Raw genomic sequence first — 15,905 nt, 5'->3', positions numbered from 1 at the left:
GCCACGTTTAACTGAACCCAACCTACGATGACGTAACCTACGGCTCCGTAGGTCCCCGCCTACGGTCCCGTAGGTTTCGTCGTCCCCCGGAGTTCCCCCGTGACCATCGCCCCCGCCCGCCATGCAGGAGAGCGCGGCCAGGCCGCCTGGACCGACGCCCAGCTGCTCTACGCGCTCGAAGAGGTCGTCGAGAAAGAGCTCAACCGGCACCTGAAGGTCGCCAAGGAATGGATGCCGCACGAGTACGTGCCGTGGAGCGACGGCCGGAACTTCGACGGCGTGATGGGCGGCGAGGCCTGGTCCCCCGAGCAGTCCAAGGTCACCGACATCGGCCGGATCGCGCTGGTGGTCAACCTCCTGACCGAGGACAACCTCCCCAGCTACCACCACGAGATCGCCACGCTCTTCGGCCGCGACGGCGCCTGGGGCACCTGGGTGCACCGCTGGACCGCGGAAGAGGGCCGGCACGGCATCGTGATGCGCGACTACCTGCTCACCAGCCGCGCCGTCGACCCGGTCGAGCTGGAGCGGTTCCGGATGGCGCACATGTCGGAGGGCTTCGAGTCCGACAACTCGCACAGCATGCTCCACTCGGTGGCGTACGTCGCCTTCCAGGAGCTGGCCACCCGCATCTCGCACCGCAACACCGGCCACCACTCCGGCGACCCCGTCTGCGACCGGATGCTCGCCCGGATCGCCACCGACGAGAACCTGCACATGGTCTTCTACCGGAACCTGCTCGGCGCGGCCTTCGAGATGGCGCCCGACCAGACGATGTGCGCCGTGCGCGACGTCGTCACCGGCTTCCGGATGCCCGGCCACGGCATGCCCGGCTTCGAGCGCGCCGCCGCCCGGATGGCCATCGGCGGCATCTACAACCTCCGCATCCACCACGACGACGTGCTGCAGCCCGTGCTGCGCTTCCTCAAGGTGCTGGAGATCGGCGGCCTGGGGCCCGCCGGGCTGCGCGCCCAGGAAGAGCTGGGGCTGTTCATGAACGGCCTGGACGGACAGGCGCGGAAGTTCGACGAGCGCCAGGCGGCCATCCAGGCCCGGCGGGCCGCCAAGGCGGCGTCCTGAGACGGGCGTCACATCGTTCAGTTCAACTGAACGATCTCGGTAAAATTATTCGCTGGACCTGATGTTTGATGGGCTGCCACGGTGGATCCCGCACACCACCGAGGGAGAGGAAACCGTGGCAGTCCTGGAGAGGGTCCGCGCACACCGCACCACACCGAAGAAGGACGGCCGGGCCTCGTCCGCCGGCCTGGCGCTCGCCTTGACCGCGACCGTCATCTGGTCCGGCAACTTCGTCATCGCCCGCGCCCTGCACGACACCGTGCCACCCGTCCAGACCGCCTTCTGGCGCTGGATCATCGCGCTGCTCGCGGTCGCCCCGCTCGCCCTGCCCGAGGTCCGCCGCCAGTGGCCGGTCATCCGCCGGCACCTCGGCTTCCTGACGCTGGCCGCGCTGCTCGGCGTCACCCTCTTCAACACCCTCATCTACCAGGCGGGGCGCAGCACCTCGGCCACCAACATGGCCATGATCGCGGCCGCCTCACCTGCCATGATCGCCCTGTTCGCCCGGGGCGGTGAGAAGCTCGGCGCACGGCGGATCGCCGGGATGGTGATCGCGCTGGCGGGCGTGGTGACGCTGGTCGGCAAGGGCTCGCCGGCCGCCGTACTGCGGCTGGACCTCGCGCCCGGAGACCTGTGGATGGTGGCCGCCACCGCCACCTTCGCCGGCTACAGCGCGCTGTTGCGCCGCCGCCCCGAGCAGATCGGCGGCCTGTCGTTCCTGTTCATGACCTTTGCGCTGGGAGCGGCGATGCTGGCCCCCGCGTACGGCGTCAGCCTCGCCCTCCAGGGCGGCTTCGAGCCGGGCGCCGGGACCGTCGGCCCGCTCCTCTACATCGGGATCTTCTCGTCCGCCGTCGCCTACTTCACCTGGAACAAGGCCATCGCGCTGGTGGGCGCCACCCGTGCCGGGGTCATCTACTACCTCCAGCCGGTCTGCGTCGCGCTGCTGTCGTTCGCGGCGCTCGGCGAGGAGGTGGGCGCCGTCCAGGTGGTCTGCATGATCCTGATCGTCGCGGGGGTCGCGCTCGGCGCCGGGAGCAGACGCTGACCGGGTACGCATACGCTGCCCGCATGGCCGACTGGGACATCAAGAAGCTGCGTATCCTGCGCACACTCCAAGAGCTGGGCACGGTCACCGCGACCGCCGAGGCGCTGCACATGACGCCCTCGGCGGTCTCCCAGCAGCTGACCGGGCTCGCCCGGCAGCTCGGGGTCACGCTCCTGGAGGCGCAGGGGCGGCGGGTGCGGCTGACCGACGCCGCGCAGCTGGTGCTGCGGCACGCCGAGGCGGTCTTCGCCCAGCTCGAACGGGCGGATGCGGAGCTGCTCGGCTACCTCCAGGGAGAGGCCGGCCAGGTGCGGGTCGGCGCCTTCTCCACGGCCATCCCCGCGCTGGTGGTGCCCGCCGTACAGGAGCTGCGCCGGACGCATCCGGGCCTGGCCGTGGTCGTACGGGAGGCCGAGGCGGAGGCCGCGTACGAGCTGCTCGCCGAGGGCAGCGTCGATCTCGCGCTGTCGCTGGCCGCCCATGCGCCCACCCCGCGTGACCCGAAGTTCAGCCGGGTCTCGCTGCTGGCCGATCCGCTGGACGTGGCGCTGCCGGCCGGTCATCCGCTGGCGGCCGAGCCGGGGCTGCGGCTGGCGGACCTGGCGAACGAGCCCTGGATCTTCGGCAGCAGCGGTCCCTGGTCGCAGATCACCACCACCGCGTGCGAGAGCGCCGGGTTCGTGCCCGAGCAGGCGCATGCCGCCGCGGACTGGGGCGCGATCCTGGCGATGGTCGCGGCGGGGATGGGGGTGGCGCTGGTGCCCCGGATGGCGATGGCGGGCGGCGCCGGTGCCCACGGGGAGCGGGGCGGCGGCGTCGCCCTGCGGGTGCTGCACGCCGATCAGCCGCGCCGGCATGTGGTGGCGGCGGCCCGGCGCGGTTCCGAAGGGGCGCCGGGGCTGTCCCGGGTGCTGGCGGCGCTGCGGCAGGCGGCGGCGGGCCAGGCGCAGGGCGAAGCTCACGTCCGCTGACGGTTTAAACCGCCACTACCTTTCAATTCTGCTGAACATAGCCCTCAAGAACTTTCGATGGACCTGGGGGTTCCAGCTCTGCGACCGTGGAGCGGTCCGCACCCCCTCCCCACCGAAGGGCAACGATGACCGCCACCCCGGCCGCCGACTCCACTGATCCGCACGCCAACGACGCCAGCCCCTACGGTGGCGGAGACCCCTACGCCGACTACCGCGGCGGGGACTTCCCCTTCACCTCGCTGGTCGACCTCGCCGACCGCCGCTTCGGCGCCGGGGTCATCGCCGCGAACGACGAGTTCTTCGCCGAGCGCGAGAATCTGCTGAAGCCGAACCCGGCGGTCTTCGACCCCGAGCACTTCGGCCACAAGGGCAAGATCATGGACGGCTGGGAGACCCGGCGCCGCCGCGGCGCCGACGGCGACCACCCCTTCCCGACCGACGACGAGCACGACTGGGCGCTGATCCGTCTCGCCGCCCCCGGCGTGATCCGCGGCGTCATCGTCGACACCGCCCACTTCCGTGGCAACTACCCCCAGCAGGTCACCGTCGAGGCGACGTCCCTGCCCGGCAGCCCCAGCCCCGAGGACCTCCTCGCCGCCGACGTGAAGTGGGAGGAGCTCGTCCCGCGCACGCCGGTCCGCGGCCACGCCGCCAACGGCTTCGAGGTCACCGCCGAGCGCCGCTTCACCCACCTCCGCCTCAAGCAGCACCCCGACGGCGGCATAGCCCGCCTGCGGGTCTACGGCGAGGTCGTACCGGACCCGGAGTGGCTGGACGTCCTCGGCACCCTCGACCTGGCCTCCGTCATGCACGGCGGCACCGTCGAGGACGCCTCGGACCGCTTCTACTCCTCGCCCACCCAGATCATCCAGCCCGACCTCTCCCGCAAGATGGACGACGGCTGGGAGAACCGCCGCCGCCGGGTCAAGGGCACCAACGACTGGGTCCGCTTCCGGCTCGCCGCACAGGGCGAGATCCGCGCCGTCGAGATCGACACCGCGTACCTCAAGGGCAACTCGGCGGGCTGGGCGGCCCTGAGCGGCTGCAACGGCGACCCCGCCGACGAGTCCTCCTGGTTCGAGATCCTGCCGAAGACGAAGCTCCAGCCGGACACCCCGCACCGCTTCAAGCTGCCCGGGTCCGTCACGGCCACCCACGTACGGCTCGACGTCTTCCCCGACGGCGGCCTCGCCCGGATGCGCGTCCACGGCACGCTCACCGAAGCCGGCCGCGCCGAACTCGGCCGCCGCTTCACCGAGCTCAACGGCTGACGCACCCTCTTTCGCCGGGCCCCGTGGAGGGGACGGGACCCGGCGAACCCTCCCCCGAGCTCTCAAGGAGCAGGGGACCCCCATCACGCCCGGCAGACGGCAACGCAACTGGCGCCCGTCCGCCGGGCGTTCCCATGGGGGACGATCAGGCGGCCGCGTCCGCCGCCTGCGCCTTCAGCGCCCGCTCGATGCCCGACCGGGACTCGGTCACCAGGCGGCGCAGCGCCGGGCTCGGCCCGGCCGAGGCCAGCCAGGCGTCCGTGGCGTCCAGGGTCTCCTGGGAGACCTGCAGCGCCGGGTAGAGCCCGACCGCGATCTGCTGCGCCATCTCGTGGCTGCGCGCGTCCCACACGCTCTTGACCACGTCGAAGTACTTCGCGGTGTAGGGCGCCAGCAGTTCGCGCTGATCGGTCTGGACGAAGCCGCCGATGACGGCCTCCTGGACGGCGTTGGGGAGCGTGTCGGACTCCACGACCGAGCCCCAGGCTTCCGCCTTGGCCTCCGCCGTCGGCCGCGCCGCGCGGGCTGTGGCCGCATGCCGCTCGCCCGCCGAGGTCTTGTCCCGCTCCAGCTCCGCGGCGATGGCCTTCTCGTCCGCGCGCCCGGTGCCGGCCAGCCGCTGCAGCAGCGACCACCGCAGCTCGGTGTCCACCACCAGCCCCGCCACCTCTTCGGTGCCGTCCAGCAGGCCCTGCAGCAGGTCGAGCTGGTCGCCCGTACGGGCCGCGGCGGCGAACGCGCGGGCCCAGGCCAGCTGGTGGTCGCCGCCGGGCGCGGCCGCCTTCAGCTGCTCCAGCGCGAACTCCGTCCAGGCCGCCAGGCCCGTCTCGCGCCACGCGGGGGCCGCGTACAGGTCCAGCGCCAGCTTCACCTGACGGTGCAGCGACTGGACCACGCCGATGTCCGACTCCTTGCCGATGCCGGACATCACCAGCGACAGATAGTCGCGGGTGGGGAGTTCGGCGTCCCGCGTCATGTCCCATGCCGACGCCCACGACAGCGCGCGCGGCAGCGACTCGGTGAAGTCGCCGAGGTGCTCGGTGACGACCTTCAGCGACTCCTCGTCCAGGCGGACCTTGGCGTACGACAGGTCGTCGTCGTTGAGGAGGATGACGGCCGGCCGCGCCGCGCCCACCAGCTGCGGCACCTCGGTCAGCTCACCGTCCACGTCCAGCTCGATGCGGCTGGTGCGGACGAGCTTGCCGTCCTGGTGGTCGTAGCAGCCGATCGCGATCCGGTGCGGGCGCAGGACGGGCTCGCCCTTCGCGCCGGCCGGCAGCGCCGGGGCCTCCTGCCGCACCGCGAACGCGGTGACGGTGCCGTCGGCGGCCACCTCGATCTCCGGCCGCAGAATGTTGATGCCCGCCGTCTCCAGCCACTTCTTCGACCAGGTCTTCAGGTCGCGGCCGGAGGTCTCCTCCAGCGCGCCCAGCAGGTCGCTCAGCCGGGTGTTCCCGAACGCGTGCGCCTTGAAATAGGCCTGCACGCCCTGGAAGAACTCCTCCATGCCGACATACGCCACGAGCTGCTTGAGGACCGAGGCGCCCTTGGCATACGTGATGCCGTCGAAGTTCACCAGCACATCGTCGAGATCGCGGATCTCGGCCATGATCGGGTGGGTGGACGGCAGCTGGTCCTGCCGGTACGCCCAGGTCTTCATGGAGTTGGCGAACGTCGTCCACGAGTGCGGCCACTTCGAGCCCGGGGCGTAGGCCTGGCAGGCGATCGAGGTGTAGGTGGCGAACGACTCGTTCAGCCACAGGTCGTTCCACCACTCCATGGTGACCAGGTCGCCGAACCACATGTGCGCCAGCTCGTGCAGGATCGTCTCCGCACGCACCTCGTACGCCGCGTCCGTCACCTTCGAGCGGAAGACGTACTGGTCGCGGATGGTCACCGCGCCCGCGTTCTCCATCGCGCCGGCGTTGAACTCCGGCACGAAGAGCTGGTCGTACTTCGCGAACGGGTAGGCGTAGTCGAACTTCTCCTGGAACCACTCGAAGCCCTGCCGGGTGACCTCGAAGATCGCGTCCGCGTCGAGGTGGTCGGCCAGCGAGGGACGGCAGTAGATGCCCAGCGGGACGCTGGTCCCGTCCTTCTCGTAGGTGCTGTGCACGCTGTGGTACGGGCCCACGATCAGCGCGGTGATGTAGGTGGAGATGCGCGGCGTGGGCTCGAAGCGCCATACGGTCCCCTCGGCGCCGCCGGGCTCGGGGGTCGGCGAGTTGGAGATCACCGTCCAGCCCGTGGGCGCCTTCACGGTGAACTGGAACGTCGCCTTCAGGTCGGGCTGCTCGAAAGAGGCGAACACCCGGCGCGCATCCGGCACCTCGAACTGCGTGTAAAGGTAGGCCTGCTGGTCCACCGGGTCGACGAACCGGTGCAGCCCCTCACCGGTGTTGGTGTACGCGCAGTCGGCGACGACCGTCAGCTCATTGCGTCCCGCCCGCAGCCCCGCCAGCGCGATCCGCGAATCCTTGAACACCGCGGCCGCATCCAGCGCTTCACCGTTGAGCACGACGTCGTGCACGGTCGGCGCGACCAGATCGATGAAGGTCTCCGCGCCCGCCTCGGCCGCGTCGAAGCGCACCGTCGTGGTGGACCGGTAGACACCGCCCTCTTGCGCACCGGAGAGGTCGAGATCGATCTCGTACGCGTCCACGCTCAGCAGCCGCGCCCGCTGCTGCGCCTCGTCGCGGGTCAGATTCGTGCCAGGCACCCGGCCATCTCCTTCGCATTCGTCATCGCATCGGACTCTTCGGCCATCCTTCCACGGAGCGGGTCACCTGATCGTGGGCGGTGCCGACGATCATGGGTCCGGGGCCGGGACCGCCGCTCCGTGCGGGCCGGGCCCGGTGGCCGACGCGACGTCCGAAAGCCGCCAGCAACCGCCCGGCCGACGCCTCACTCTGGACGCATGATCAAGCACATCTCTGCCTCCCCCCTCCGCTACGCCCCCCGGCCCATCACCCCCACCGCTCTCCAGGAGCTCCAGGTCGTCGACGACGCCGGCCGCCCGCCGGAGCCCTTCACCGCGCGCGAGGACGGCATCCCGGTGGACTGCGTCGGCTCCCCGCTCCGCTGCTGTCTGCGGGTGGTCGAGCCGGGTGACCGGATCGCGCTGGTCTCGTACGCCCCGCTGCGCCGCTGGGCGGCGGCCACCGGGGCCGACCCCGGCGCGTACGGCGAGGTCGGCCCGGTGTTCATCCACGCCGAGGAGTGCGCGGGGCCGGACCCGGACGCCGCCGGGTATCCGTTCGCCGACCCCGGGGAGTTCCGGACGATGCGCCGCTACAACGCCGCGGGCCAGATCGTCGGCGGGCGGCTCATCGAGGTCCCGCAGGAGGCCTCCGACAGGTACGACGCGGGCTTCGAGGAGGCCTTCGCCGACCCGGAGGTGGCGCTGGTGCACGTCCGGGCCGTGGAGTACGGCTGCTTCCAGTTCGAGGTGCGCCGCCCCTGAGCCGGGCCCTGCGGTGCCGTGAAAGCGGCGAGGGCCCGTACGGAGTCTCGTACGGGCCCTCGCCGGGCACATCAGCCATCAATTGAGCAACCCACACGGCGAGCAACCACCTCCGCGAGAGCGGCGGCGGTTCAGCCGCAGAAGTCAGCCGCGCAGCTCCGCGGCGACCAGCTCCGCGATCTGGACGGCGTTCAGCGCGGCGCCCTTGCGGAGGTTGTCGTTGGAGACGAACAGCGACAGGCCGTTCTCGGCGGTCTCGTCCGCGCGGATGCGGCCCACGAAGGACGCGTCCTGGCCGGCCGCCTCGAGCGGGGTCGGCACGTCGGAGAGGGTGACGCCGGGGGCGCCGGCCAGCAGCTCCTGGGCGCGGGCGGGGCTCAGCGGACGCGCGAAGCGGGCGTTGACCTGGAGGGAGTGGCCGGTGAAGACGGGGACCCGGACGCAGGTGCCGGACACCTTCAGGTCCGGGATCTCCAGGATCTTGCGGCTCTCGTTGCGGAGCTTCTGCTCCTCGTCGGTCTCGTTCAGACCGTCGTCGACGATGGAGCCGGCCATCGGCAGCACATTGAAGGCGATCGGCGCGACGTAGGTGTCGGGCTCGGGGAACTCCACCGCGCCGCCGTCGTGCACCAGCTTGGTGGCGTCCTGGTCGATGACCTTACGGGCCTGCCCCTCCAGCTCCGCCACACCGGCGAGGCCGCTGCCGGACACCGCCTGGTAGGTGGCGACGACCAGCGAGACGAGGCCGGCCTCGTCGTGCAGCGGGCGCAGCACCGGCATCGCGGCCATCGTCGTGCAGTTCGGGTTGGCGATGATGCCCTTGGGGCGGTCCGTGATCGCCTGCGGGTTCACCTCGGAGACGACGAGGGGGACCTCGGGGTCACGGCGCCAGGCCGAGGAGTTGTCGATCACTACCGGGCCGGCGTCGGCGACCTTCTCCGCCAGCGCCTTGGAGGTGGCGCCACCGGCCGAGAAGAGCACGATGTCCAGGGCCGAGTAGTCGGCGGTGGCCGCGTCCTCGACGGTGATCTCGGTGTCCTGCCAGGGCAGCGTGCGTCCGGCGGACCGGGCCGAAGCGAACAGGCGCAGCTGCTCGACCGGGAAGTTCCGCTCGGCGAGAATGCCCCGCATCACGCCGCCGACCTGTCCGGTGGCTCCGACGATTCCGATCCTCATGGGACTCCTTCTTTCCGACCTGATGGAGATGTCTGCTGGGAACACCTGCTCAGTAGTGCTCCCATCATGTGTGTGAACCCCGTCGCCTTGTCCAATCCGTTCCATTCCGTGGAGCGTGGGCAGGCTGGTCAGGATCGGGTCGGATACGGCCGGACGGGCGGCCGCAGCCACGGAGAGTCAGGGTCGGCGGCGGACGGTGACGGCGCCCGAGGGGGATGGGGCCGGGCGGGTTACCCCGGTACATGAACACCGGATGACCGTCATGCGTTGCCGGGGGCCGGGCGCGATGGCCGTCCGATGACGGCGACGGCGGTGGGTGATCCCTGTGCGGTGATGGGCAAACGGCGTTGCGGTGCCGTTCACTCCCAGGTCATTCCCGATGCCAACGATCCCAGGTGACAGGGCAGTTGTGCTGCCCGGCCGCCTTCGCGTTCGCACCCGGGGAGTCCGCGCATGTCCCGCATACGGTCCGCAGCCACCCTCGACCGCCGTACCTTCCTCGCCGCCACCGGTGCCGTCGGCGCCGCCACCGGGCTCGGGCTCACCCTCGGCCTCGGTGGCGACCGCCCCGCCGCGGCCGCCACCGTCACCCCGGGCCCGGCCCCCGTCGCCCCCGGCCCGGTGTCCGCCCCCGCCGTCCCGCACGGCCCGTACACCAAGGGCACCACCCTGGGGAGCGTCGCCGCCCCCCGCGGCACCTCCGGCTACCGCCGGCTCGCCGACGGCCCCGCCTGGGACCGGGTCGTCCGCGCCGAGCTGGCCGGCGCCCACGCCGGGCGCGACCGCCGCCGCACCGCCCTGGCGTCCTTCGTCCAGTTCACCGACCTGCATCTGGTCGACGTGCAGAGCCCGCTGCGCTACGAGTACCTGCGCGCCGAGACCGCGAGCGCCTGGCGGCCGCAGGAGGCGCTCTCCGTCGCCGGGGTGATCTCGCTGATCGAGCGGGTCAACGCGCTGCCGGGCGGGCCCGCCACCGGCGCCCCGCTGTCCTTCGTGATGACCACCGGGGACAACACCGACAACAACTCCAAGCTGGAACTGGAGTGGTTCCTGACGGCCATGAGCGGCGGCCGGATCACCCCCAACTCCGGCAACCCGCGCCGCTACGAAGGCGTCCAGGACAGCGGCCTGACCCTCTACTGGCAGCCGGACAGCGCCCTGCGCGACGCCGACAAGAAGCTGGGCTTCCCGCGCCTGGACGGGTTCCTCGACGCCGCGATCCGCACCGTCCACAGCCCGGGGCTGCGGCTGCCCTGGTACTCCACGGTCGGCAACCACGACTCGCTGCCCGGCGGCTGCTACGCGCCCGGCGACCCCTTCTGGACCGAGATCGCCACCGGCGGCCGCAAGCTGGAGACGCTGCCCGCCGCCGAGGCCGCGAAGGTGTGGAAGGCGGTCAAGAACGGCCTCGACCCCAAGGGGGAGGACTTCAAGCGGCTGCTCAAGGCGCATACGAAGCAGACCCGCCCGGTCACCCCCGACGAGCGCCGCGCCCCCTTCACCCGCGCCGAGTACCTCAAGGCCCACCTCGACCCGGCCCGCACCGGCCCCGGCCCGCACGGCCACGGCTACACCGCCGCCCATCTCGCCGAGAACCGGATGTACTACACCTTCCCGGTCTCCGACCACGTCCTGGGCATCAGCCTGGACACCACCGACCCCGGCGGCCACTACACCGGCTCCATAGGCGACGGCCAGCTGCGCTGGCTCAAGCGGGTGCTGCAGGAGGAGAAGAAGGGCGCCGGCCGGCACGTCCTGGTCTTCAGCCACCACACCAGCAAAACCATGAACAACACCCGGCCCGACCCGGCCCACCCGCACGAGAAGCGGCACGGCGGCGCGGAGCTGGTCGAGCTGCTGGCCGCCCACCCCGCCGTCGTCGGCTGGATCAACGGCCACAGCCACAAGAACGACATCACCGCGCACGGCAGCTTCTGGGAGGTGTCCACCGCCTCGCACATCGACTTCCCGCAGCTGGCCCGGGTCATCGAGCTGGTGGACAACCACGACGGCACGCTGTCGCTGTTCACGACGCTGGTCGAGTCGGCGGCCCCGCACCGTACGGACTTCACCGACCTCTCCCAGACGGGTCTGGCGGCCCTCTACCGGGAGCTGTCGTTCAATGCGCCGCAGGCCCGTACGGACCTGGCGGGTACGGCCCGGGACCGCAACGTGGAGCTGCTGCTGAAGCGTTGACCGGCAGGCTCCGGGCCCCGTCAACGCGGCAGCACGACCACATACGCGCTCGGCTCCCGGTCGGCGGACGCCATCAGGGCCGTACGGACCACCGCGGCCTGCTGGCCGGGGGCATCGCGCAGGGTGCGCGGCAGGCAGCGCACCACCGTGATGCCCAGCCGCTCCAGGTGCTCGCGCTTGTGGTCGTACGGAGCGTGCAGCGGGTCCTCCTCGGGGTGCGGGGCGCGGGTGTCGATCTCCACGGCCACCGCGTGCTCCGGCCAGTACGCGTCCACGCCGCCCAGGTGGGGGCCGCCCGGCAGCCGCAGATCGACGTTCCAGAGCGGATCGGGCAGGCCGTGGTGGTGCACCATCGCGTACAGCCGCTGCTCGGCCAGCGCCCGGCCCTCGGCCATCAGGGTGTCCACCGCGTCCACCACATGCGGCCGGGTCAGCAGCCGCGTCCGGCTCAGCTCCCGCACCAGCGCGGCCGCCTCGCAGTGCCCGCCGCGTACCGCCTCGGTCAGCAGCCGGCGCACCGTGGACGCGTCGGTCAGCTCGGCGACCGCGTCCGCGACCGCGCGCGGGACCGGCGCGGTGGGCACCCCGGTGACCTCCTGCGGCACCGGCAGCTCCGGCGCCCGGACGATCTGGGCGAAGCCGGTCGAGCGCAGCCGGCGGGTGCGGGCGACCAGCACCTCGATGCGGTCGAGGGCGAGCAGCGGGGGAGCGGTGGTGAAGCCGTACAGGGCGAGCGCCGCCAGTCCGGTGATCATCGCCGCCGGGGCGTCGGGCCGGCCGCCCTGGCGGGGCACGGTCGGGGTCCGGTGGCGGGCGTACAGCAGCACCGCGTGCAGCCGTTCCTCGCTGGTGGGCGGTCCGGGGTGCAGCAGATACACACCGGGCAGGACCGGCTGCCAGGGACCGCCGGGCCGGCACCGTTCGGTGATCTCCGCGGGCAGCACGCCGTGCTCGCGCAGCTGCCGGGTGGTCAGCACCCGGCACTGGACGTCTGCGAGGTGGCGGAGGGGGAGCGGGGAGAGCGGTGTGTCGTGGTTCATGACCCGGCACTTTCCCGTACCCGCTCCGCCCGCTAACCGCTGTTACACGCCCGTAGCTCAAACCGGACAAGCCTGTCCTAAAGTACGGGCGTTCGACTGCCGAGAAGGGCTGGTCGGGACGGGGGTTACGGGGTGGGGGCGGCCGCCTCGTCACAAGCCTGTGCGCGCAGCGCGCGGGCAAGATCGTCCCGTTCCTCCGACACCATCCGGCGCAGCGCCGGCGCCGCATCCGCGTGCCCGGCCAGCCAGGCGTCCGCGGCGTCCAGCGTGGACTGCGCCACCAGCCAGGACGGGAACAGCCCCCGCACCACCGACATCGCGATCTCGATGGACCGCTCCTGCCACACCCGCTCGATCGCGGCGAAGTAGCGCGGCGCGTACGGCGCCAGCAGCTCCCGCTGCCCGAACTGCACGAACCCGCTGATGGTGGCCTCCACCAGGGCGTTCGAGAGCGCGTCGGATTCGACGACATCGGCCCAGGCCCGCGCCTTGACCTCGGCGGACGGCCGGGCGGCCAGGCAGCGGATCTGGTGGCGCCGGCCGGAGGCGGTGTCGTCGCGGGCCAGCTCGGCGGCGATGACGGCCTCGTCCGCGGCGCCGTGCGCGGCCAGCGGCTCCAGGAACGTCCAGCGCAGTTCCTGGTCCACCTCCAGACCGTCGATCTTCGCGCTGCCGTCCAGCAGGCCGCGCAGCAGCTGCAGATCGGCGGGGCTGGAGGCGATCGACGCGAAGTGCCGGGCCCAGGCCAGCTGATGCCCGCTGCCCGGCTCGGCCGGCCGCAGCTCGCGCAGCGCGCCCTCGGCCAGCTCCCGGGTGGCGGCCGCACGGCGCTCGGGAGCGGAGTAGAGCTCCAGCGCCGTACGGGCCTGGGTGTGCAGCGACTGCAGCACCCCGATCTCGGTCTCCCGGCCCGCGAAGCGCAGCACCAGGTCCAGGTAGTCGCGGGCCGGCATCAGCCCGTCCCGGGTCAGGCCCCACAGCGCGGCCCAGCACAGCGCCCGTGCCAGCGGGTCGACGAGCTCACCGAGCCGGGCCCGCAGGGTGGCCAGCGATTCCGCGTCGAACCGGGTCTTGCAGTACGTCAGATCGTCGTCGTTGACCAGGATCAGCTCCGGCCGCTCGGCCCCGGCCAGCTCCGTGACGACCGTGTGCGGCCCCGCGACATCCGCCTCGGCGCGGGCGTAGCGCTCCAGCGCGCCGTCGCCCTGCCGCCGGTAGAGCCCCACCGCGACGCGGTGCGGCCGCAGCTGCGGGTGCGTGGCCGGGGCCTCCTGGAAGATGCTCAGCTCGGTGATCCGGTCCTGGGCGTCGTAAGTGGCCTGCGGGGTGAGGGAGTTGACCCCCGCCGTCTCCAGCCAGGCGCGCGACCAGGCGGCCATGTCCCGCCCCGAGGTCTCCTCCAGCACCGCCAGCAGATCCGTCAGCCGCGTGTTCCCGTACGCATGCCGCTTGAAATACCGCCGCGCGCCTTCGAGAAATGCCTCCTGCCCCGCATACGCCACCAGCTGCTTGAGCACCGAGGCGCCCTTCGCATACGTGATGCCGTCGAAATTCAGCTTGGCGTCCTCCAGGTCGCGGATGTCCGCGGTGACCGGGTGGGTGGACGGCAGCTGATCGGCGCGATAGGCCCACGACTTACGCCGGTTGGCGAACGTGATCCAGCCGTTGCGGAACCGCGTCGCCCCCACCAGCGAGAACGCCCCCATGAAGTCAGCGAACGACTCCTTGAGCCACAGATCGTCCCACCACTGCATGGTCACCAGGTCGCCGAACCACATATGCGCCATCTCGTGCAGGATGACGTTGGCCCGGCCCTCGTACGACGCCTCGGTGACCTTCCCCCGGAAAATGAATTCCTCCCGGAAGGTCACACATCCCGGGTTCTCCATCGCACCGAGGTTGTATTCCGGCACAAAGGCCTGGTCGTACTTCCCGAACGGATACGGGTAGTCGAAATGGTCGTGGAAGAAATCCAGGCCCTGCTTGGTGACGGTGAAGATGTCGTCCGCGTCGAAATGCCGCGCCAGCCCCTTGCGGCACAGCGCCCCCAGCGGGATCTCCAGCTCGCTGCCGTCCTCGAACGTGCGGCGGTAGCTGTCGGCGACGTAGTGGTACGGGCCGGCGACCACGGCCGTGATGTACGTCGAGATCGGCCGGGTCGTCGCGAACCGGTGGCGGCCTTCCTCGGGTTCGCCCTCCTCGGCGCCGTTGCTGAGCACCACCCATCCCTCCGGGGCGGTCACCTCGAAGCTGAACGGGGCCTTCAGATCGGGCTGTTCGAAATTCGCGAAGACCCGGCGGGCGTCGGCCGGCTCGTACTGCGTGTAGAGGTAGACCTCGCCGTCCTCGGGGTCGACGAACCGGTGCAGGCCCTCGCCGGTACGGCTATAGGCGCACTGCGCGTCGACGACCAGGGTGTTCTCGGCGGCCAGCTCGTCCAGCGCGATACGGGTGCCGTCGAAGACCGCGGCCGGGTCCAGCTCGCGGCCGTTGAGGGTGACGGAGGTGACGGCGGGGGCGAGCAGATCCGCGAAGGTCGCCGCGCCCGGCTCGGCGCAGCGGAAGCGGATGGTGGTCCGGGAGCGGAAGGTGGCGGCGGCCGCACCGCTCTGCACCGCTGAGCGGACATCCAGCGCCACGTCGTACCCGTCAACGCTCAGCAGTCGCCCCCGCGTGGCGGCCTCGTCCCGGGACAGATTCTCACCTGGCACGACGTGACTCCCTCGTCCTCGTCTCGAATATCGAACACTGGGAATCATGGCACGGTGCGGGGTTGTTGAACCGTGCGAACCGTCCCCGGAACACCACCGCGCCAGCTCGCAAGAGGAGATCCCGTGTCCCAGACCGTGAAGACACCCGCCGACTTCTGGTTCGACCCGCTCTGCCCGTGGGCGTGGATGACCTCCCGCTGGATGCTGGAGGTGGAGAAGGTGCGCCCCGTCGAGGTGCGCTGGCATGTGATGAGCCTGGCGGTGCTCAACGAGGACAAGCTCGACCAGCTGCCCGAGGAGTACGCCGAGAACATGCGCCCCGGCGGCAAGGCCTGGGGCCCGGTCCGGGTGGTGATCGCCGCCCAGCAGCTGCACGGCGACGAGGTCGTCGGCAAGCTCTACACCGCGCTCGGCACGCGCATCCACAACGAGGGCCTCGGCGTGAACCGCGAGAGCGTCGCCGCCGCCCTCGCGGACGCCGGCCTGCCCGCCGACCTGATCGAGTACGCCGACAAGGACGTCTACGACGAGCAGCTGCGCGCCTCCCACAAGGCGGGCATCGACCTCGTCGGCCAGGAGGTCGGCACCCCGGTCATCGCCGTCCCCGGATCCGACGGCGACCAGATTGCCTTCTTCGGCCCGGTCGTCACCCCTGCCCCCAAGGGCGAGGAGGCGGCCCGGCTGTGGGACGGCACGCTGATGGTGGCGTCCATCCCCGGCTTCTACGAGATCAAGCGGACGCGGACGGCGCCGCCGAACTTCGAGTGATCTCCGCATAGGCGGAGCCGACGAGATGAACCGGACCCGGACTCAGGGGCCGGTCGGATCATCCCCGCTACCGCGGGGCAAACGTCTTGCTTAACGCCGAATGGCCCCCGCGAGTCACGTCCTCGCGGGGGCCATTCCTCTATCCGCCTGCCGGGTGAACGGTGAGAAGACGATCACGAGG

11 protein-coding genes are annotated in these 15,905 nt (G+C 71.5%); 7 read left to right on the top strand and 4 right to left on the bottom strand.

The features are described 5' to 3' along the window. The first annotated feature begins 99 nt into the window (after positions 1 to 99). The 4 genes from AC5677_RS13420 to alc all read left to right on the top strand — a co-directional run bounded on the left by AC5677_RS13420 (position 100) and on the right by alc (position 4,370). Complete coding sequence (locus AC5677_RS13420; RefSeq protein ID WP_497195264.1) at positions 100 to 1,080, top strand: acyl-ACP desaturase; 981 nt, start codon at positions 100 to 102, stop codon at positions 1,078 to 1,080. Between the two features lie 115 nt (positions 1,081 to 1,195). After that, positions 1,196 to 2,128, top strand: coding sequence for a DMT family transporter (locus AC5677_RS13415; protein WP_497195263.1), 933 nt, complete (start codon positions 1,196 to 1,198; stop codon positions 2,126 to 2,128). 23 nt (positions 2,129 to 2,151) lie between these two features. After that, positions 2,152 to 3,099, top strand: a complete 948-nt coding sequence (locus AC5677_RS13410) for a LysR family transcriptional regulator (protein ID WP_497195262.1) — start codon at positions 2,152 to 2,154, stop codon at positions 3,097 to 3,099. A gap of 125 nt (positions 3,100 to 3,224) precedes the next feature. Next, the gene (alc, locus tag AC5677_RS13405) at positions 3,225 to 4,370 is read left to right on the top strand and encodes an allantoicase (RefSeq protein WP_497195261.1); all 1,146 of its coding nucleotides are present in this window, start codon (positions 3,225 to 3,227) and stop codon (positions 4,368 to 4,370) included. A gap of 145 nt (positions 4,371 to 4,515) precedes the next feature. Here alc and pepN (AC5677_RS13400) read toward each other — a convergent pair whose 3' ends face one another. After that, positions 4,516 to 7,089 (bottom strand): aminopeptidase N, encoded by a 2,574-nt coding sequence (gene pepN, locus AC5677_RS13400; protein ID WP_497195260.1) that lies wholly within the window; start codon positions 7,087 to 7,089, stop codon positions 4,516 to 4,518. Positions 7,090 to 7,287: 198 nt separating this feature from the next. Between pepN (AC5677_RS13400) and AC5677_RS13395 the strand changes: the two genes are divergently transcribed. Further along, positions 7,288 to 7,833 (top strand): DUF1203 domain-containing protein, encoded by a 546-nt coding sequence (locus AC5677_RS13395; RefSeq protein WP_497195259.1) that lies wholly within the window; start codon positions 7,288 to 7,290, stop codon positions 7,831 to 7,833. A gap of 144 nt (positions 7,834 to 7,977) precedes the next feature. On the opposite strand, the gene AC5677_RS13390 is transcribed toward AC5677_RS13395, so the two are convergent. Beyond that, on the bottom strand, positions 7,978 to 9,009 hold the full coding sequence (locus AC5677_RS13390; protein ID WP_497195258.1) for an aspartate-semialdehyde dehydrogenase: 1,032 nt from the start codon (positions 9,007 to 9,009) through the stop codon (positions 7,978 to 7,980). A gap of 453 nt (positions 9,010 to 9,462) precedes the next feature. On the opposite strand from AC5677_RS13390, the gene AC5677_RS13385 reads away from it, so the two are divergent. After that, a complete protein-coding gene (locus tag AC5677_RS13385; RefSeq protein ID WP_497195257.1) occupies positions 9,463 to 11,205 on the top strand; it encodes a TIGR03767 family metallophosphoesterase in 1,743 nt (580 codons plus the stop codon). Positions 11,206 to 11,225: 20 nt separating this feature from the next. On the opposite strand, the gene AC5677_RS13380 is transcribed toward AC5677_RS13385, so the two are convergent. Next, positions 11,226 to 12,245 carry a hypothetical protein gene (locus tag AC5677_RS13380; protein ID WP_497195256.1) on the bottom strand — a complete coding sequence of 340 codons (1,020 nt, stop codon included), beginning with the start codon at positions 12,243 to 12,245 and terminating at the stop codon, positions 11,226 to 11,228. 125 nt (positions 12,246 to 12,370) lie between these two features. Further along, on the bottom strand, positions 12,371 to 14,956 hold the full coding sequence (gene pepN / locus AC5677_RS13375; protein ID WP_497195255.1) for an aminopeptidase N: 2,586 nt from the start codon (positions 14,954 to 14,956) through the stop codon (positions 12,371 to 12,373). Between the two features lie 123 nt (positions 14,957 to 15,079). On the opposite strand from pepN (AC5677_RS13375), the gene AC5677_RS13370 reads away from it, so the two are divergent. Beyond that, on the top strand, positions 15,080 to 15,724 hold the full coding sequence (locus AC5677_RS13370; protein ID WP_497195254.1) for a mycothiol-dependent nitroreductase Rv2466c family protein: 645 nt from the start codon (positions 15,080 to 15,082) through the stop codon (positions 15,722 to 15,724). Positions 15,725 to 15,905: the final 181 nt, after the last annotated feature.

Source organism: Streptomyces sp. JLSY215, assembly GCF_059682825.1.
This window is presented reverse-complemented; position numbering and strand designations above follow the sequence as displayed.